Source organism: Pseudomonas sp. CFBP13508 (assembly GCF_005233515.1).
Classification (GTDB): Bacteria; Pseudomonadota; Gammaproteobacteria; order Pseudomonadales; family Pseudomonadaceae; genus Aquipseudomonas; species Aquipseudomonas mercuritolerans.
On the sequence record NZ_QFZZ01000003.1, the window covers coordinates 73326 to 92670 of the forward strand.

The following is a 19345-nucleotide window of genomic DNA, read 5'->3' on the forward strand; positions in this document are numbered from 1 at the left end:
GACTCGTGAAGAAACACGCAATCGTCTGTAGCTTGGAAACGGTTCCCCAGGTCCTGCAAAGCATTCGGGGAAATGCTCTCGCATCCAAGTACCCATATCGAGCCTTGTGGCGGTCGATAGCGTCCGGCAACTACTTCTTCTACGACAGTCCAGGGGACACAGTATTCGGGTGCGACCGCCAAATCCGCATGCTGCCGAACGGCGGAGTCGAGGAAGCCGCTACAAAGGGCATGCCCAAGCTCCGTATCCGCATGGCCAACACGCTGCTCGTTGGCTTCAATCAAACCGGTAGGTTGGAGAAGGATGGCCCTATAGGGCTCGCGGGCTGGGTTTAGCGCCTGCAAGCTCATCAGCCTAAGAGAGGTCGCTTGCTCCCGCAGCACTTGTTCTACTTCTACGATCCTTATCACCAACCAATCTCCCGGACCAGACGCCGACGGATAACTTTCGGTACACGCGAAGTGCTCAGGTGATTCAGCTTCCTTCTGCCCGTCGAGTGTATCAAAGAGCTAAGCATTTTCACCGACTTAGGTATTCTTAAACAATTGTATCGTCATCTGGAGTCAGCGACTCTGGCTACCTTGGGTAGCGCGATCAGGATGTAAAAAACATAGTCCGTTGAGGCGACGGTATGATGATGTCAGACGATTTGATGCTGCTGCCTTTACGACGCTTGGTTCGGCTGTCTTTATCGTAAACGTCTATAGCTCCGCTAACGAGCGGGCCGTGCAACGACTGCCTCACAATACTTTCATCAGCCATCGTGTTGTTGGCCATATCAATCATCATCTGCCCGAAAGAGACATGTGATTGGTCGTAAATTTTTCGTGGCAATAGCTCAGACAGTTCGGCTTCAATCCGTTTGCCCGTGACGCCGCAAAAATTATGTTCCTCACCAAATCCGAATGCGTGCTGATCCGTAACTTGAATATCCTTGTTGGCGTCATAACCAACGAAAAGCGCCGGCGTCATGGAGTGCGAGAAATTATTGCCGTATTTCCAATGTATTTGTTTCATGACTGCATTGGCACGGTAGCTTTTTGCCAAATGAATAAACCAATACGATCGCGGATTATGCCCCCCGGGAGTGATGAAAAATACCGTCATGAACTCAGCACCACTTTCCTTCAGAATTCCTTCTGCGAGAAAACGTTGAATCAGGTGCTGCCACTCGTGCCGCATTGTGGCCTTGAAGGAGCGCAACTTTTCCCAGGGGATATATTTTTCCAGATCAATGTTTTGCAGCGCCTTTCTGTTTTCGTCACGCTCAGACAAATAGTCAATCAGGCTGTCCACATTGAATGTCAACAAGACCTCCGCGTTGGCCAGCCGCTGAAAGATTGTTCTGATGCTTGAGAATGGCACATCTTTGTACGCGTACTGATCCAGTAAGAACAATGAACGCTCAGAAAATTTGAAGTCCTGAATCTTCTTTATAACACTCGGCAAGGCATCGGTGAACCTTGATCGCAGAGTAAATATATCTTTCTCCAGGCGATGCCCAAAACCTTTCGTAGTAAGCACCGCCTTTAAATAATCAATATTCTCCTTTTTTATATCGATAAAGAAATTTTGCGTCAGTACTTCACGCGGAATATTCCGTTGAATATTGATTTCTGCGACAGTTTCCTGAACAGCTTCCAATGCGATTATCGGTGATCCGTAATGATCTCGACGGCCATAATCGTCCTTGTAAACACCACCGCCACAAAAGCCATCGACAATATTGATGCCGATTCGTGGTATGAGTTGATTACTCATGACTACAGTAATGTAGGAGCGAATGTAGTCATGAATAATCTGGTGTTTTATTTTGCTGTGAGGATCTATGTGCGGGTAGATTCCAGCCGACAAATCCCACTTGTATTTTTCGTCCTTGGCCACTCGAAATCCTTTCTAGCTCAGGCTAGGTTTAGCAAGGGAATTTCATCCCAGGTCTGACCGTTCAAAAGGCGACCATTGGCCTTTTTGGAGCGTTTTACTCCATCAGCCCCCCAGCCTCCCCACTGCTTGAAGAAAAACGCAGAGCCGAACTCATCACACTGCCGATGGATGTTGTCGACCCATTCCTGCTGCATCGGTCGCGCTTTCGCCCCTGACTCACCACCGACAATCACCCAATGAATGTCAGTGAGATCGATGTCGCCCAAGTCTTCGAGAAGGGGCTCGGCCGAGAGAAAACGAATTGTTGCATCAACCTTGCGAAGGCAATCAATGCGAGGCACACCATATGCCTTATCTTCCACAGACACGCCCAACCAGGCGTTGGCTGGTGTAGCTCGGGTACTGAAATACTCGGCAAGTCGCTCAGCGCGCTTCGTGAGAATCTGAAACGTGTGCTGAGTAGCCCGCTGAATCACGTCGAATACCTGATCGATGTAGGTGTCAGGCACCTGCTCATGGAACAGATCAGACATTGAGTTGACGAAATAGATGGTCGGTTTCTTGCGCTGTAGAGGCTCCTGGAGCTTTTCTGGACGCAAGCTCAACCGAAAGCCATTTTCATAGCCGGGGGTGCCCATAGCTTGCAGGCGGTGAGCCATGTTTTCCGCGTAGCAGTGCTTGCAGCCCGGTGAGACTTTGGTACACCCCACCACAGGGTTCCAAGTCATCTCGGTCCACTCAATGCTTGTTTGGGTACTCATTGCACTATCACTCCTTTCGTGCGCGATCTTAGTAAGATGCTGGAAATCATGTCAAATTGATATCATCTCGCATCCACTGATTACTATATTATCCGTACTGCGCATGTAATCAGCGGGAATCGTAGTCCTAAGGTAACCCGATTTCTATAAATGCAAGATTCACTCAGAATTTTTTGACTGATTTGCCAGCGATCCCTCGCTATGAGTACGCCTATAAAATCTCCGAAGACTCAGTAAATCAGTCATTAAGTGCCCAACGCTCACTTTTCCGTGGCCAATTTGGTTGGACTGGATTTTTTCGCCTGCGGCTGACATCCGCATCAAGGTTTTTTATACGCCCCTCTTTAATCAACTCTTTAAACGCGAGCTGAAGATCGGTTGGGTATAAATCTGTCCCCTCCAAAAATTCTGACCAGCAATCGTAGTCAATCAACAATGGCGTCACCGAAAGCTTGCTCAGCAAGAATTTTTTAGCGGCCAATTTATTGTCAACTGGTTTGTCGACGACTACTTCATCTTGCTCCAATGCAAAAAGGTCGCTCATTGGTGACTTGTTAATCTGTGCACGCAGACGCGTCTCAAACTGGCTGACACGCTGAATCATTTCCATTTGCTCAGCTGCCTGCTTGAATACAATAATGCCGAGCGGATGCCGAGTCAGATACACAAGAAAGTAAAGCACACGCTCCATGCCTGGCCGCTCAACCGATACATAGGCTGTTTTACCACCATACATCTCACCCACTACTTCTCGGTACTGAGCGATCACCATCGCCTGCCGTTCAGAAGAAGTATCAGCACTCGTCAAATCAATCTTTTTCCCTAAAAGGCCTCCCACATCAGCTTGATGGGATTTCATTGACAATGCGCGATTGAAAAAATCGTACATAAGGTTAATGAGAAACTCGACTTTGTTCATTGCCAATAGCGGGGCAAGAACCGGCGCGCTGATCACGGTCTTCCACCCCTTGGGGTCGATAAAGAAAAACGTGAAATGGCCCGATGCCCAACGAATAATGTCATCAATTTTGGTGGTGTAGTCACCTTGTATGCAGGATGCCTGCACGGGATCGTGCGGTCGACCATTGAGAAATGACTCTAGTTTGCAGAAGGCTTTCTTGTCTTTTTCGATGTACAGCGCACGAAATTTTACGATGACACCAAACTGGGCCTCTAATGCATCGGCACACTCCTTCATCTGGTGAAGAGATATTCCGATAGACGTGTCCTTGAGGTCATCAGACTCCTCGGACCAAGGCCCTGCGAAGCAATCGACGTAATTGACAACGGTCTCCTTGCGCCCGATGATCATGAACAAGCGCTGCAGGTATGTCTTCAAAATCGTATGTTTGACGTACGCTTGTTCGCGACCGTGGTATTCCTTTGGGACGGGCAATATATTGCTCCTAGTGAGTGCCATACAATAAATAGCTACATTTTAACCCAGCGTAATCAGATCAGATACCTACAGCCAATTTATGGAAAAATCTTTGCAGCGAGGTGTAGCCCTCCTCAGGCAATCCGTGATGGATGTAATAGTTCAAAGTCCTGAACGGCGCTGGAACGACATTTTCCTGATAGTGAAAGCAAAGATAATTGCTGGTTTGGTAGACAATCGCCATTTTTCTATAATCAAGCTTCTCTAATTCCTGCTTCGTAAAATTCATATGGAATGTCGATTCGGCTAGATGCCCAATAAAAGCTCCCATGATTTTTTCAAAATTTCGGTCCTGCAAGACAGACTTCACGACGCCGTCACTATTGAGATCGTGTGCAATATATCCACGACTGCTTATTATCTCCTCATACGAAGCAGCAAAACTATCGAAAACCAACTGGCCGAACGTTTGAATTTTTTCACTATCCATCAGATTCGATAGATCGAGTGCTACCACGCCAACCTTAGCAAAGCCCTTATCTATTCGCTCATCTAACTGCGCCATGGCATCGGAAATATTGCTCCTAAATTTATTGACACTGTGTAAATATTTACACTCCACAGCAAATTCGCCATTCAATATGACGTCACAATCAGTTGTCATATCAATCACAGCCGCGTCTCCAAAACGCTGTGCAAACCTGACTGCTATGGATAGCTCGAAAAAAGTACCATTATAATTTTCAGCTACATCATGAATTACATGCCGTCCTCCTAGCAACTCGAGCAGCTTATCGTCCGGGATAACAATTTTGCTGTGCTCGTCAAACACCTTATTCATCGCACAGTACTTACTGACTAAACCGAGGAGTGACGCCAGTTCAGAGTCGCCAAGCTCATTCAGGTTCTGCAGCGCTTTTTTGTATTTCCACAGCTTGGTTTTTTCGATAGCCGCCCCTGGTTTCGCCCTAGCAATCAAGGACCTGAAATTTTCAATTAGCACATCAAATTCTTTAATCAGTTCATTCAAACCGGTGGTCTTGTTAACGATAGTCATAATGAGCCTCTACACAATACTGATAACAAAAACTGCTTAGTCCATGTACTAAAGTTAAAATGTCTTGAAGCATAACTACCAAATATGACGCCCTAGTCGCTTCACCCCATCTCTACGGATGGTTGCGTCAATATTGTCAATAATGTCACCTGTACCGTCGACGTCTGCGACAATAGCCACACTTACGAATCCCCGCTCGTTCGCAATAGGGGGCAAACGCCAGACTTCATAACGGGTCACGCCCCGCTTGGTACTTATCGGTGGGGTCGGATTAGGGCCCCAAGCATCTGCAATGTCAGGACTTATGCGTCGCAGTTCGTCAAAATCAATAGTCCAACGTTGATCTGTAACCGTCCCGAAAGATGGAACAATATTCGGTATGAGGTAGTCTCGAACAATATTATCGAGATCGTGAAGCACAGCCGACGGCGTAGCCGGGTTTGGTCGAACAACCACCTCGAGGCCGACCGCGAGGACGAGTGGATCAATGATCCAATCCCAACGCTTTTTGAAGGCGGCAATCTCGGCAGATATTGCTTTTTTGAAGGTCTCCGAGCTTCCCTTGCCAATAGGTAACTCGCCAACTTGGAGACGTAGTTTTGATTGACCCAGCAGTTTTGCCCATCCCCCCGCTCCAAAACCCAAAGGGATATCACTAGGACGGCCGAACATCCACCCCAATACGGGAATGTTAACTCCACTGCGACCCAGTAACTCTCGCTGCGCGCTCGAGCGCAGCAAGTTGATGTAGTTATTGTAAAAGGAATCCCCGTATATCCTGCGCTTTTCTGTTTCGTTGACTCTGAAATCAGAAAACGTCTTCACCCAGTCCTCTTCATATATCTCACGCTGCCAAGCATCATCGCTCATATCTTCCTTCCGTATGATTTCGGCAGCGAGCTCAAGATCGTCGAGCATCGATTTGAAAGGTCTGGCCTCAATGGAGATGCGGGGGTCACTTTTCCCGTGCCGGCAGGTGACGGATAGCGCCTGAATTTGTCGATCGTCCTTGTATAGCAGGTGCTTGCGCGGCCACGGAACATCGGGGCGGCGCTCACTTAAAAGATCCAGTAGATTTTTCGCAATAGTGTGCGCTTGCGGGGCGTTTTTGCTTGTGGTTGTGAGATCAATTTTTAGAGCGACATCTCCTTTGAACGCTGTGCGTCTTGCCAGCGCCAGCTGCTGCGCAACACGCGTTTGAAACCTGTCCCGTTCCACACCCGGCATCTTCTTGGATTGCGGTTCAATGTCATGAATGTCGATAAAAACTGACCGTCGCTTGCGCGTTTTATGGCGGGCGCGGGCTCCAGCTTCACTGTACAGAAAGTCCCTTATGCTATTCATCACGCTCCCTGAGGAATGAGGATCTCTTATTTTTGACCTTGTACAGAATCGGGTCGCCGCCTGAATGATCTGTATCAACGCATCTAAAGCCAATCAAGGTAGCGCCCAGGCCCGTATAGTCGATCGAAGTCCCATCAATAACCGGCTATGAGGCGAGTCCAACCTTCAAGATTTGGATAGACATGGCGATGGCGTTTTCCATCTCGATGGGAGCTGGGTCCATCATCTTCCATTGAAATCTCATGGTCTGGCACCTCTACAGAGCACCCATTTGGCAGGCTGCGTTTGGTCTTGCTCGTCGCAGTCGGTCGGTCGGTCGGTCGGTCGGTCGCTGGAGAGTAGTATCAAATTGCCCATCCTATGTGCAACTCTCGATGATCTACAGCTTCCTTACGCCAGCTCGAAATGATCAAGCTCGCCCTAACCACCCACCCAAGCACGAGGAGTTGTAGTGCTCATCAGGATCTTGCGAGAAAAAGTCACCCCTTCAATTGTTTGGGCAAACCTATACGAACATGACCCAAACCTCCCCATAGGAAGTCGGATGGTGTGGTGGTATGGCAGGCTCATCAAAAATTTCGCGGACAAAACCGGTCCCCTGGTGATGGTTACCCTGCGACGCGTGCACGGTGACTTACTCACCGAAGAACTCCAAGCGTGCCAGATCGCAATCAGCCGTCTTCGGTTTTATTCGCAAGGTTTGATTCTGGAAGATCGACTACCTGTCGCCAAGATCGCTTTAGCAGACGCTCCGGTTCAAGGTGCGTTTAGCCGATTACTGCGCTTGGCGACGGGTAAAAAACGGCCAGAAGCGGTCATTCTTGGCAGGTTTTCAATCTCCACCATGGCTGCCTTTGTTTAGCGGTATCAGTCCTCAGAAAGGACTGGCGTATCACCTACTAATCCAATCCGTTTCAGAGACGAAACTATCGCATTTCATGTAGCAGATAATTCAGTGCGACGTCATTAACGTGGATAATTGGGCTAATCTGATCCAAGAACACAGAAGTCATCAAGCACATTTTGCTCAAGGACGGCCAGATGCCAAGTAACTCAGATTCCAACACTTTTACTGCGGATGCATTGACGTTGCTTCTTCACAATCAGCACGCCCTCGGCGCAGCGATCGAAGAAATTACTCACTGGATCTCAGGAAGCGGTGCAGATATTGTTGCTGATAACGCGGTTGCGGCTTTAGAAACACTGGACAAAAATGCTAAAGCGATTACAGATGCGATCATGCAACTGAGGCAGTGCTAAGGAATTGCTCTAACTCACAAACGAACAATCAGCCCACCATGCCCCCGCTCTTCTCTTTGGAATATCCCGCGACCTAGCTCGGATCAATGGTGTAAAAATTGCAGATTTTGTGGAGTTAAACTATTTCAATTTTTTCTGAGAACCCAGGTAGGTTGTTATGTTTTCAAATGGTAATCGCTTTGAAGAAAATATCAAACTTTCCCCAAATGATTGGCTATTTTGGAAAGACGAGGAATTTAACAATTGGAGGCGAGAGCATGATTTCCCACGAATTGTTGAGTTTTTGTTTGATAGCTTACCTTACTTCTCACTGTGGCTTTCGGAACAAAAGGGATTGACTGAGCAGGACTTGCTATTTCATGGACCCGCGCGATTTATCAGATTTTACGGAGAAGATGTAGCTTATCTTGAGCACGACGCAGGGATGTCATTATTTAAGGACATTCGTGCACCTAAGATTGTTAGATATGAATTTATCGAAGAAAGCAATATTAAAAATTTACGCCGCCTAAAAATCCTCAGGCAGCTTCGATTTACAAGTTATATCGACTGGGCCTTTGCTAATAGCGCATGGGCCTTCCCAAATAAAATAAAAGACATAAGAGAGATATCTCTTTTTTTTACACCTTCAGGAAGAACCTCCAATTCACTTGACTACTTGAATAGCAATTCATACATACAGTTCAACATACCATTGTTCATGCCGAGCTTAACCCTCGAGGCGAGAAACTCTAGAGCTTCGGTTAAGGCGCCACCACGGCTTGGATTGCTTAAGCTTGGTGGCGGTGGCGTAGAAATAAAAAACGGCTTTATTGGAGAAAAAAATCTTGAATTTACAAATATCGATAATCTAACGCTTATCTCTCCAATAATAACAAGCTTTCAAACCATTACGTTTTCCACGTTACGTAATCTTACGGTAACCGGGCCAGTTCACGCATTAAATCTCTATCAATGTTCAGTTGAACTTTTCGTGAAAAACGGTGAATTATCATCGTGCAAGTTTGAGCATGGCGAACAAGTGATTGATTTAAACAACTCATCATTTAATAGATCTACAATTAGTTCGCGAAAGCTCAATGTAAAGCTGTTTGCCACTGAGCTTTTGGACTGCAAATTTGAATACTCTAACCCTTTCAATTTTTCACCTAAAGAAAATGAGGATTTTCATAACTCAGCAAAAATGATTTTTTCGCATCTAGGATATGCGGATTTGGCTGGCGAGCATTTTTTAATGGAAAAAAAAGCAGAAAGGCGAAATATGTGGAAGCTATTCTCAAACATCAAATCTAATGGAGCCGTGCGAACTAGGTTCTATGCCCTTTTCCGTTTTTTATGGATGTCACTGCAAGAGCTATATTGGGGGTATGGAGAAAAGCCTATCAACATAATCCTATCTTCCATTGTGATTATTCTTGCTTTCTCAACACTTGGTTATTTCGAGCAAAGCTCTAGCACTAATAGCGACGCGATGAAATCTTTGATATTTGCTTTTAAGTCCTATACAAATGTATCGCTATCGGACATAAAGCAGACTAACGAAGCGCTTAATATGCTGGGAGCTGTTATGTCATTTTTTGGTTTAATATCAGTAGGCTTGCTCATAGCTGCACTATCTTCTAAGTCAAAAGATTATAACTGAACGTTTTTGCGGGTAGTTATGGCACCAACACACGACATACAGCCAGAAGCGGTGACTTCCAGCATATACACTTCCATAAATTCGTTCCTCAATGGCCACTGGCTTCATAAATAGCGAGTTCAATGCAGAGGGGCGACTGGAATCACCGCCTGTCGGTTTACGTGTGGTAGATGCTCGGGCACCGCTTTAGGCCGATTGTGATTTTTGTCGACCAATGGATAGGACGCCGTTTATGTTCAATTGTCCCCTAGACCCTCCAAAAGGCTTTGGACCTTTTTCCTTTCTCGAGCGTGGCAAGCAAACCTGCCTATATTGAATGACTAGATGTTCTCGGGATCAGAGGCGGTCCAAATCGCCTACCTGAAAGGCAGATTGCACTTTTCAAGAATTGAACTACCGTGACTCTGTAGCGCTAGCAACATGCCATCTTCTTCGGAGGGTCTATGTATAAGGGCTCGTGCTTTTTTTTAGTATTGAAAGGATACGCTGTTGGAATAAGCCTCCTTCTCGTTCCTCACGCCACCATCGCTCAGCAAATACTCAACCTTGGGCCATTACCCGGTGTGGGACAGGTTACCGAAATGCTTGAGCCGGGAACTGGACAAGGTTTTTCAGGGTTAGCCACAATCTATATGGGTCAGCCGGTCATCTTCTACGACAATGTCTGGGTACAGCGCTTTGGAGGCGTCGGATCGCCCGGGTTCCGGTTCATCCGTGCACATGAGTATGCGCACCATTTTCGTGGCCATATCCTTGCTCAGTTGAACTCTCCTCCCCAAATGTTGCCAACTCTCGGATATCAGGCTGAGCTAGACGCAGATTGCGCTGCTGTTCGATATCTGCGCCAGACAGGTGATCCAGCTGCCATCCAAGCGGGATACCAGATATATCAGACCATCGTGCCCCCACAGGACATGAACGGTCGTCCAGGATCCATTGCACGGATCAACAACATGAATGGTTGCTGACATGGCCAGACGCTCGAACAGGTCGACTACAAAAGGTTCCGTGTTCGTTCGGGTAGTTTCTGGCCGATAGCCCTGACTCAGGTGGAAGGATAAACTGGCCGGAATAGTCCTCGGCGTTTCAGTTCCACCGTTGACCCATAAATAAATGTCGGATTTTTTTGGTGTAACCCAGCCATCCAAAGTGCCAATAAATTCTAAAAAACTCGATTATTAACGATATCGCTATCTGAAATATCGTTTCTTGATATTTTGTGTTTCAGATCAGATACAGGTTGAGTTTTTTCTATATTTGCTACAACACATATAGCTATTAGCCATAAGCCATCAATGGCGTAAGCTTCCAAGTTCTGCTAAAGATACTCAGTATTCGTTTGCTCTTCTGAAATGTGCAGCCGCTGTTCGCAACAGTTCGCCATTGATTGTTTGGCCTCTCGAATTACGATGTGGGAGGGTATGAGATTCCACCCAGCGTCGTCTCTCGACGGTCATTTGGAAACAATACAATGCCACATCGTTATCCGATCATTTATATCCGCGGCTATGCCATGAGTGTTGGCGAGCGTAATGACACAGCAGCCGATCCTTTTTGCGGGTTTAACGTTGGTTCCACACTTTATCGGGCAGCTTCCAAGAAGACCGAACGACCAGAAAAATTCGTATTCGAGTCGCCCCTAGTTCGCCTTACTACAGAATTCCAGTATCAGCATGTGTACCAAAATGGTCTGGATATCATGGACGAGGCTTGGACGCCGCCGACGGACGAGCAAGGTGTTCCGATTCCGGGCATTCCTTCCTGCTCCATCGTCATCTTCAGATACTACGACGATGGCTCCGATGTATTGGGTGATGGCAAGTCACGAAATATCAAGGAGTATGCGCTTGGTTTAAACGACTTGATTCTCAAGATCAAAACACGTGTGCTTGAGTACAGGCCGCCTCAAGGGCAACGCATGAAGGCAGAAGATTTCCGTTGCTATTTGGTAGCTCATTCGATGGGCGGACTGGTTGCACGGGCTTTTTTGCAAGATGTAAGTGGCAGATACTCAGAAGCTAAAGCGACAGTCGACAAGTTATTCACCTTTGCTACGCCGCATAACGGCATCGACGTGCTGGGGTTCAACGTGCCCGAGTGGTTGACCAAGGATCAGGCTAATACGTTTAACCGCGACGAAATGAGGAGGTACCTTAACCTCACCGCCATTTCCCCTGAATTCAACGACCGGGTGGACCTAATCCCGAGTAGCGCAATGGATCCCAACAAGATCTTCTGCATGGTAGGGACCAATAGGGGCGATTACGAAGTTGCCCAAGGCGCCGTTAGAGCTTTTGTAGGTCATGGCAGCGACGGGTTGGTTCGCATAGAGAACGCTTCGCTTTGGGGAGTGGATAAAAAATTGGCCCCTATCCAAGTCGCCACGGCGTACACGTACCGCGCGCACTCTGGTTACTTCGGCATCGTTAACTCCGAAGAAGCTTATCAGAACTTGGTGCGCTTTCTGTTTGGCGACGTACGTGTGGATATTCACCTGGAGGTCGAGAGCATTTCCTTGCCCATGAGTGTTGAAACGGCGGTCGAGCAAGGCAAGAAGCTCGAGGCCGGCTACCAGTTCGAGTTCCGCGCCGCGCCCAAAGGCAAGCGATGGTTCCTGACGCGCCGGCAATCCGTCGAAGACTCGCCCGCATGTCGATCACATGCCGACCTGACGAGCAATGACTTGTCTCGGAGGGTTGTGTATCTGTCCACCGTGTTTCTATCCAAGAGGGGCAAGGTTGATGCGGACAGGGCACTGACCTACGTCATGACTTTTGCCGCAAAAGTCCCCGACTACGTAGTAGACCGCCGCTTCCTTCCCAATGTGCATTACGAGGGAACCGACCTATTTAGGGGGACGGCAATCGTGAGGCTGACCCCGCCTGCGCAGTCCGCCCCCCAAGCTGCCTGGAATGTCAGTCTAGGCTGGATTGAGCAGCCGAACGATGTGATCAGTCAGGATCTGCTGTTCACAGCGAATAATCCTTGCGTGGAGGTTTCGCTGCCATTTAATCAGATTCGCAAGCCCGGGATTAAAGGGCAATTGAGATTGAAAGTGCAGCCTTGGGAGTAAACCTGAGGAAAATCCGAATGTAGAGTGGAGATCGGTGAAATGGCGGATGACTCAGGGTTTTATGTCGCTGCTGAAAAGAGCGATCCATCGCTGATTGCTTCAACTTTTAATGCGTTTGATGCACGATTAAAGCTACTTGAAAAACCAAAGGACACCAGCCTTTTGGAAAAAGTGCAGAAACGAGGAAGCTTTCTAACTTTGATTATCGGGATTGTACTCAGCCTAGTTTCATTATTTAACGTGTTCTGGAGTCAGCCCAAGGAAGCGGCCTTCAGAGATATGGCGGAATTCAATAAGTCAGTCAATGCCGTGTCAAACTTGCGGCAGAACCTCATTCAGGTCAGCTACCAGTCTACTAATGACGAAATGAAGATGGCGTTGAACTCTATGGTGACCCCGCAGGTACTGGCGAACATACAATATGCTACCTCCTTGTTGCCTGAGGTCGGGAAAGCGGCAGGTGTCCCGCAGTTAATAGTTTTAATCTCTGAAGCGATCAATGTTTATGACTGGGAAAATGCCGAAAAGCTCGTAAATGAAGCAGTATCGCGAAAATCAATACCCACTTTGCAATCCGAGGCACTGCGTTATAAGGGGCGTCTCATGTTTTTAAGGGGACGTATCAACGAAGGTCGTAGTGCTTTTGAACAGGCTTTGACTGCAATCGTAGACGAGCCGGGCTGGGGTATTAACGGCATGAGGGCGTACTTGGTAGCGGACTGGGCGGTTGCGGAGGTTTCGCTCGGCGATTGTAATTCGGCCGAGGCACGCGCTCAGCAGTTTATCGAATTCGTCACCCAGCCACAAATTCCTGCACCCACCAAGGCAGCCTTGATCGCGACTTTTAAATCACAAATGAGGCAACAAAACCGCTGTGCGATGCCCGAGGCGTTGAGCGGTCTCAACTAAGCTGGATAAACGGACTCAGGGGTAGCGTCTCGGTGGTGGTTCAAGCGGATGTCTCCAGTATGCTGAAAACGTCGCTAATAAAGTGGACAGCGGATTTAAGGTTGGTGCGGTACCTATGATTCGAGTCTGGACGAGTATGCAGCGAGTTAACATCTGACGGCGCTGGTGAATGCATTTCCGTTGGGCTGGATCTCGCGGTTTGCTTAGTGCCAATTACAGAGTACCTACACCATCCGACCCGTTTTCAATGAATCACGTCCGGTAATGCTGGCGGGTCAGTTTGTAATCTGCATACCCATCTGCCCTGATATCCAGTCGATCGACGCGACACCGGTGGTTGCCAACTTACTGGCTTACCTATGTAAGGGTCATAACGAACGCTGAGGCAAGCAGGTGGGCATTGGGAGGTCTAATTCGCGGTATAAAATCGTTGGCGAATCTCCGCAATACTCATGCCCTTGGAAAACATCCTGACATTGTGATCCATCGGTGGTTTGTGCTGGTCGCCAGATCTGAATTCCTAGTATCTCAGCAGCTGCAAGCTTTCGCTTTCAATGGCGGAACGAAGCTCCCTCTCTTCTATTTCGCGGAACCCATCGTCGCAAAGAATGAGTTTGGAGAGGCTAAACCAGCAGACCGCGCAATCATCGACAGCAATCCAGCTTGTGTGTTCAGGGTGAGAGTCAAGCCAGCTCAATGCTTCGCCCTCTCGTCCACCAGGACGCTGGGAATCTTCCAGGATTGGAGTTGAGCCAATGATTCGGTCTTGCAGATATGAAGGAAATAGCGACTTTAATTCATCCAAGGTGCGATTCACGCGCCAAGTGCTGCTGATGACGACGTACGTGCTTGGGTAATCATGCAGAACTGCCGATAACCTCGGGAGGTACGCAAACGGTGCAGACTCCTTTGCAGGCCGGTCTTTTCGAGGAAAAAGAGGATGCAGAACACCATCGATATCTAGAAAAATTATCAACTTACCTCTCCTGAGAAATTTGGGATCTGCTGACCCTTCGAACCAAAAAGCGCAACGACTGTGATGGCCGACTTTCATTCAGTACGCTAAGCGTAGTAGCGCTTGAAAAACTCTTTCGGCCGGAATTGGTTTCGTCCGTCAACGACTGCTCACAAGGGGAGTAATACATGATCAGCAAATCCTAAAGTCAAGAAAAGGTCCATTCTTGCAAGCTTTCATGATTCACGGGATCAAAAGACCAACCCCTCCACTAGCTGAATCAGCAGCTCGTCTACTCGGCGGGTGCCCTGTGTTGTGGAGAGCATTGCGATTGGGTTTTTGCCCGAAAATCGGGATTTCGGTTTTGTGAGCCAGTTTTCGGCTTTCTCATCGTCTCCGAAAACCACCGCTGCCATGGCCGTAGTATGTGCAACACGAAATAGTCGGTCACTCTCGTCTACTGTTAGCCGCTGATTTAGCATCAACTTCGTTTTGAGGGCCTTGAGCGAAATGATCAGGTCACGTGCTTCAACGCTTATGGTCCCATGATCGTAGAGGTGATTGACAATGCTGGCTGGGAATCCAGCCTCAATCAGATCGTGGATATCCTGATCTGAGGCATCGATAGGGATATGAAGAGACTGTTCTAAGCGAAGCCGGTAGGCGCGCTTAGAATCTTCACGAAAAGTATCTGTAAGCATAGGGGACCTATTTTGTTCGCTTCTTTCCACGAGGTTCTCAACTCATCTTGCACCATTGACGGTGAATGGACTTATTCACCCTAGTTACAAGCGCTCTTCAGTAATCACTGTCCAGACCTATAAATCTTCGTGCCCCTGGTGTAGGAGCAGCTCGACGTAACGCTGGCCGCCGTTCAAGGTCTCGCTCAGCCGCGTACACTGCGTTCAAAAGACTGTCCATAACTCTTCGCTTCGTCTTATGCACCACTTCGATGTTGAATTTTTCTAAAGCTACTTTTCTGCGCTTATCAAAATGAATCGCTTTGAGGTTGCTAGTTATGCTTTATAACTGATATTAGTGCACATTCTCCCCACAACCAAGAGAGCTATGATCTAAATGACCGAACGGTAATGAGACTAGGGAAAGTAGAGAGTAAGTGGGGGAGAGAATTAGTGGTCAGACAGCGTTTTCGTTTAATAATGCCTTACAGTCTTCATGTGACTAGACGTGATAGTTTTGGTCGCATTTTGAACGACCGCCAACTGAGTAGACTCAGATTTTTTCAGCCCCCCACCAACTCACACTATGACTACAGGCTCGTGTTTGGCCTTATTTGCTGACTTGTCGATCAATTCGCGGTTCATTTCTTGCCTCTAATATTTCGCGGTAACAATTACTGGAACTGTTCGAAGCACGGATAAGCATCGTTTTTTATTGACAACATCCTATACAGCGGAAGCGATCAGCCTTTGCGGTGGAAGTGGTGCACGGAGCGTGATCAGCAGTGCCAAGGTGTGCTTATGTGGCCGTAGTGACGAGATGAACACCACTCCAAATACCTCACCCGGGTTGCATTTAATAAATCATCATGATTTGATGAAAGAATGGGCAAAAGCACAATGGCACCTAGGTATTCTTGGTCGAAAGACCGGGCAGAAAGTATGCGGAGGGAAAATTTGAGCACCACATAAGAGTTCGAGTCCGTGTGGGCCCACCAAATTGAAAAGCCGCGCTTGATGCGCGGCTTTTTTGTGGGTGCAGTTATCAAGTCTTGCGAATTCCGACCCAGGAAGAAAGCTGCGCTATCTGTAGGAACATTCTGAAGCGATGTTTCAGGGACGTTTGCAGCCTTGTTAGGCTTTCCTGCAAGCAATTAATCTCCTGACGCATCGCCGCCCAGGATTGTTTTCATGCTCATGAATGCTGCTCCAACAATCAGGGAAGCAGCCGGCCAAGCAACCTGGATCGATCTTGCCTACCCGACTTGAGAACACTCTCGAAAGAACTTCGATCAGCCGCAATTGCAGAAATAAAAAGGGCTGACGATGCAGCGGGTGCCTTGGGAATACTCTTGGAATACTTCGGATTCATCGATGAGTCCGTTATGGCCGTCACCATCCTGACGCCGATTGGAAACGTTGCGGTTGCCAGACAAAAACTGGCCCAATCGTTGAAAAACGCACGGACTCCCGCGAGCGCTATGTTCGACACGCTATCGATACCTTAACGGGACCCTTTGAAATATGGAAAGTCCAATACGATAACGGCGGACACCGCGTGGCATTTATCAATGCCTATGAGGCAAAAAATGACATGCTTGTGGTTGTGGACATTCGGGATGGACACGTTCTCTGGAATTTTATGCACGCTCCGGCGAGAGCCATGAACAGGCATCGAAAAGGCGAGCTTTTGTATAGGCGGTACATTCTTACGGACAAAAAAAGGGCAGCCATCGGGCTGCCCGTAACATCTAAATCCTGATATTTGCATCCCCAGGAAATGGGATGAAGAGGTCTCACCTGACACCGATGTTGCAGCATCGCTGAGGTACCTACATCTGCTAATGCCCTGCAAGGCAGCAGATTTCGCGCTCTTGTTGGCATTCTTGGGAAACAGGGCAGACAAGTCAAATCAATTGTCAGAACATTTGTTTCACCAAGTTCATCTGTGACCACTTTGCTATGGCGCAAAAGCCTTTCCTTATTTGCCTGTAAAGTGCGCCTCCCTCCGACTCAACGCCAATGGAGCCTCCCTTGCCAGACACCCGCCACCCCAGCCTCGACGAAATCGACCGCCAACTGATCGCCGCGCTGCAGATCAACGCCCGTGAAAGCGTGGCCATGCTCGCCCGTCAGCTAGGCATTGCTCGCACGACGGTGACGTCGCGTCTGGCACGCCTGGAAAAGGCCAAGGTAATCACCGGTTATGGTGTGCGCTTGGGTCAGCGTGTGGTCGATGGTGGCTTGCAGGCCTACGTCGGAATCAAGGTGCAGCCGCGTTCCGGCAAGGACGTGCTGCGACGTTTGAGTGCGATGGCGCAGGTGCAGCAGCTGTGTGCGGTGAGTGGCGAGTTTGATTATGTGGCGTGGTTGCGCACCGATTCGCCGGAGCAGTTGGATCAATTGCTGGATCAAATTGGCAGCGTCGATGGGGTGGAGAAAACCACGACTTCGATCATTCTGAGCAGCAAGATTGATCGCGGGCAGCCGGTCTGAGCATTGGCCGGGCATTCTGGCTGAGCCGCTTCGCAAGCGTGCTCGCTCCCACTTTTTTGGTCGGTATGCAGCCCGCAATCGTCAGTCTGCACAACAATCAGGCAAAACGACGACACATTGCGTCTTATTAACGCGCTCCACGCTCCCTAGAATGGCTGGCATCTTTTCCTATACTCAGACGCGAATCCTGCGTCGGGTCGTCAACAAGGTCAGCCATGAACAAGAACAACCGCCATCCTGCAGACGGAAAAAAACCAGTCACCATTTTCGGTCCGGACTTTCCGTTCGCGTTTGACGACTGGATCGAGCATCCCGCCGGGCTGGGGAGCATTCCCGAGCAACACCATGGCGCCGAGGTGGCGATTGTCGGTGCAGGCATTGCCGGTCTGGTGGCTGCGTATGAACTGATGAAACTCGGTTTGAAGCCGGTGGTGTACGAGGCGTCGAAACTCGGTGGTCGTCTGCGCTCGCAGGCCTTCAACGGCACCGATGCTATCGTCGCCGAGCTCGGTGGCATGCGCTTTCCGGTGTCCTCCACCGCGTTCTATCACTACGTCGACAAGCTCGGCCTGGAAACCAAGCCTTTTCCCAACCCGTTGACCGGCGCTTCTGGCAGCACGGTGATCGATCTGGAAGGCGAAACCTATTACGCCGAAAGCCTGAAGGATCTTCCTGCATTGTTTCAGGAAGTGGCTGACGCCTGGGCAGATGCGCTGGAAGCCGGTTCGCAGTTCTCCGACATCCAGCAAGCCATCCGTGATCGCGATGTGCCGCGCCTGAAAGAGTTGTGGAACAAACTTGTGCCGCTGTGGGACGACCGGACCTTTTATGACTTCGTCGCCACCTCCAAGGCCTTCGCCAAACTGTCGTTCCAGCACCGCGAAGTGTTCGGTCAGGTCGGTTTCGGCACCGGCGGCTGGGATTCGGACTTCCCCAATTCGATGCTGGAAATCTTCCGCGTGGTGATGACCAATTGCGACGATCACCAGCACCTGGTGGTCGGTGGCGTCGAGCAGGTGCCGCAGGGCATCTGGCGCCATGTGCCGGAACGCTGCGTGCACTGGCCGGCCGGCACCAGCCTGAAATCCCTGCACCGTGGCGCGCCGCGTTCCGGCGTGAAGAAAATTGCTCACGCACCGGAGGGCCGTTTCGCCGTTACCGACAACAACGGTGACACCCGCGAATACGCCGCCGTCCTGACAACCTGCCAGAGCTGGCTGCTGACCACTCAGATCGAATGCGATGAAACCCTGTTCTCGCAGAAGATGTGGATGGCCCTCGACCGCACGCGCTACATGCAGTCGTCGAAAACCTTCGTGATGGTCGACCGGCCATTCTGGAAAGACAAGGATCCGGAGACCGGCCGCGACGTGATGAGCATGACCCTCACCGATCGCCTGACCCGTGGCACCTATCTGTTCGACAACGGCGACGACAAGCCGGGGGTGATCTGCCTGTCGTATTCGTGGATGAGCGACGCGTTGAAAATGCTCCCGCATCCGGTGGAAAAACGCGTTGAGCTGGCCTTGAACGCACTGAAAAAGATCTACCCGAAAGTCGACATCGCCGCGCGGATCATCGGCGATCCGATCACCGTATCGTGGGAAGCCGATCCGTACTTCCTCGGTGCCTTCAAGGGCGCCCTGCCCGGCCATTACCGCTACAACCAGCGCATGTACGCGCACTTCATGCAGGACGATATGCCGGCCGAACAGCGCGGGATTTTCATCGCTGGCGACGACGTGTCGTGGACACCGGCGTGGGTCGAAGGCGCGGTGCAGACTTCGCTCAACGCGGTGTGGGGCATCATGAAACATTTCGGCGGCTCGACACATAAAGAGAACCCTGGCCCGGGTGATGTGTTCAAAGACATCGGCCCTATCGCCCTGCCCGAGTAAGAGGATTC

Annotated in this window: 15 protein-coding genes; 9 read left to right on the forward strand and 6 right to left on the reverse strand. The window is 49.3% G+C overall.

Translation table 11 applies throughout. From position 1 onward, the window contains the following. Positions 1-594: 594 nt before the first annotated feature. The 5 genes from PspCFBP13508_RS08700 to PspCFBP13508_RS08720 all read right to left on the reverse strand — a co-directional run bounded on the left by PspCFBP13508_RS08700 (position 595) and on the right by PspCFBP13508_RS08720 (position 6424). Positions 595-1884, reverse strand: coding sequence for a three-Cys-motif partner protein TcmP (locus PspCFBP13508_RS08700; protein ID WP_137214216.1), 1290 nt, complete (start codon positions 1882-1884; stop codon positions 595-597). Between the two features lie 17 nt (positions 1885-1901). Further along, positions 1902-2645, reverse strand: a complete 744-nt coding sequence (locus tag PspCFBP13508_RS08705) for a phage Gp37/Gp68 family protein (RefSeq protein WP_137214217.1) — start codon at positions 2643-2645, stop codon at positions 1902-1904. Positions 2646-2883: 238 nt separating this feature from the next. Next, positions 2884-4041, reverse strand: a complete 1158-nt coding sequence (gene tcmP / locus PspCFBP13508_RS08710; protein WP_137214218.1) for a three-Cys-motif partner protein TcmP — start codon at positions 4039-4041, stop codon at positions 2884-2886. 61 nt (positions 4042-4102) lie between these two features. Next, on the reverse strand, positions 4103-5080 hold the full coding sequence (locus PspCFBP13508_RS08715; RefSeq protein ID WP_137214219.1) for a hypothetical protein: 978 nt from the start codon (positions 5078-5080) through the stop codon (positions 4103-4105). Between the two features lie 75 nt (positions 5081-5155). Beyond that, on the reverse strand, positions 5156-6424 hold the full coding sequence (locus PspCFBP13508_RS08720) for a hypothetical protein (RefSeq protein ID WP_137214220.1): 1269 nt from the start codon (positions 6422-6424) through the stop codon (positions 5156-5158). 451 nt (positions 6425-6875) lie between these two features. Between PspCFBP13508_RS08720 and PspCFBP13508_RS08725 the strand changes: the two genes are divergently transcribed. The 6 genes from PspCFBP13508_RS08725 to PspCFBP13508_RS08750 all read left to right on the forward strand — a co-directional run bounded on the left by PspCFBP13508_RS08725 (position 6876) and on the right by PspCFBP13508_RS08750 (position 13308). Next, entirely contained in the window at positions 6876-7286 is a 411-nt protein-coding gene (locus PspCFBP13508_RS08725) for a hypothetical protein (protein ID WP_137214221.1), read from the forward strand. Between the two features lie 179 nt (positions 7287-7465). After that, entirely contained in the window at positions 7466-7684 is a 219-nt protein-coding gene (locus PspCFBP13508_RS08730; protein ID WP_137214222.1) for a hypothetical protein, read from the forward strand. 157 nt (positions 7685-7841) lie between these two features. Continuing rightward, positions 7842-9326 (forward strand): hypothetical protein, encoded by a 1485-nt coding sequence (locus PspCFBP13508_RS08735; RefSeq protein WP_137214223.1) that lies wholly within the window; start codon positions 7842-7844, stop codon positions 9324-9326. A 443-nt stretch (positions 9327-9769) separates the two neighbouring features. Then, on the forward strand, positions 9770-10294 hold the full coding sequence (locus PspCFBP13508_RS08740) for a hypothetical protein (RefSeq protein WP_137214224.1): 525 nt from the start codon (positions 9770-9772) through the stop codon (positions 10292-10294). 503 nt (positions 10295-10797) lie between these two features. Continuing rightward, a complete protein-coding gene (locus PspCFBP13508_RS08745) occupies positions 10798-12399 on the forward strand; it encodes a hypothetical protein (RefSeq protein WP_137214225.1) in 1602 nt (533 codons plus the stop codon). 39 nt (positions 12400-12438) lie between these two features. Beyond that, complete coding sequence (locus tag PspCFBP13508_RS08750) at positions 12439-13308, forward strand: hypothetical protein (protein WP_137214226.1); 870 nt, start codon at positions 12439-12441, stop codon at positions 13306-13308. Positions 13309-14514: 1206 nt separating this feature from the next. Here PspCFBP13508_RS08750 and PspCFBP13508_RS08755 read toward each other — a convergent pair. Next, complete coding sequence (locus PspCFBP13508_RS08755; protein WP_137214227.1) at positions 14515-14964, reverse strand: antitoxin Xre/MbcA/ParS toxin-binding domain-containing protein; 450 nt, start codon at positions 14962-14964, stop codon at positions 14515-14517. 1474 nt (positions 14965-16438) lie between these two features. Here PspCFBP13508_RS08755 and PspCFBP13508_RS27510 point away from each other — a divergent pair. The 3 genes from PspCFBP13508_RS27510 to PspCFBP13508_RS08770 all read left to right on the forward strand — a co-directional run bounded on the left by PspCFBP13508_RS27510 (position 16439) and on the right by PspCFBP13508_RS08770 (position 19337). Continuing rightward, the gene (locus tag PspCFBP13508_RS27510) at positions 16439-16705 is read left to right on the forward strand and encodes a PBECR2 nuclease fold domain-containing protein (protein WP_241669509.1); all 267 of its coding nucleotides are present in this window, start codon (positions 16439-16441) and stop codon (positions 16703-16705) included. A 272-nt stretch (positions 16706-16977) separates the two neighbouring features. Then, positions 16978-17439 carry an Lrp/AsnC family transcriptional regulator gene (locus PspCFBP13508_RS08765; protein WP_073476545.1) on the forward strand — a complete coding sequence of 154 codons (462 nt, stop codon included), beginning with the start codon at positions 16978-16980 and terminating at the stop codon, positions 17437-17439. Between the two features lie 215 nt (positions 17440-17654). Continuing rightward, positions 17655-19337, forward strand: a complete 1683-nt coding sequence (locus tag PspCFBP13508_RS08770; RefSeq protein WP_024014552.1) for an NAD(P)/FAD-dependent oxidoreductase — start codon at positions 17655-17657, stop codon at positions 19335-19337. The last annotated feature ends 8 nt before the right edge of the window (positions 19338-19345 follow it).

Excerpts from the sequence above, each read along its gene's own strand:
- PspCFBP13508_RS08705 (WP_137214217.1), bottom strand. The coding sequence starts at position 2,645 with ATGAGTACCCAAACAAGCATTGAGTGGACCGAGATGACTTGGAACCCT.
- PspCFBP13508_RS08715 (WP_137214219.1), bottom strand. The coding sequence starts at position 5,080 with ATGACTATCGTTAACAAGACCACCGGTTTGAATGAACTGATTAAAGAA.
- PspCFBP13508_RS08720 (WP_137214220.1), bottom strand. The coding sequence starts at position 6,424 with ATGAATAGCATAAGGGACTTTCTGTACAGTGAAGCTGGAGCCCGCGCC.
- PspCFBP13508_RS08730 (WP_137214222.1), top strand. The coding sequence starts at position 7,466 with ATGCCAAGTAACTCAGATTCCAACACTTTTACTGCGGATGCATTGACG.
- PspCFBP13508_RS08735 (WP_137214223.1), top strand. The coding sequence starts at position 7,842 with ATGTTTTCAAATGGTAATCGCTTTGAAGAAAATATCAAACTTTCCCCA.
- PspCFBP13508_RS08740 (WP_137214224.1), top strand. The coding sequence starts at position 9,770 with ATGTATAAGGGCTCGTGCTTTTTTTTAGTATTGAAAGGATACGCTGTT.
- PspCFBP13508_RS08745 (WP_137214225.1), top strand. The coding sequence starts at position 10,798 with ATGCCACATCGTTATCCGATCATTTATATCCGCGGCTATGCCATGAGT.
- PspCFBP13508_RS08750 (WP_137214226.1), top strand. The coding sequence starts at position 12,439 with ATGGCGGATGACTCAGGGTTTTATGTCGCTGCTGAAAAGAGCGATCCA.
- PspCFBP13508_RS08755 (WP_137214227.1), bottom strand. The coding sequence starts at position 14,964 with ATGCTTACAGATACTTTTCGTGAAGATTCTAAGCGCGCCTACCGGCTT.
- PspCFBP13508_RS08770 (WP_024014552.1), top strand. The coding sequence starts at position 17,655 with ATGAACAAGAACAACCGCCATCCTGCAGACGGAAAAAAACCAGTCACC.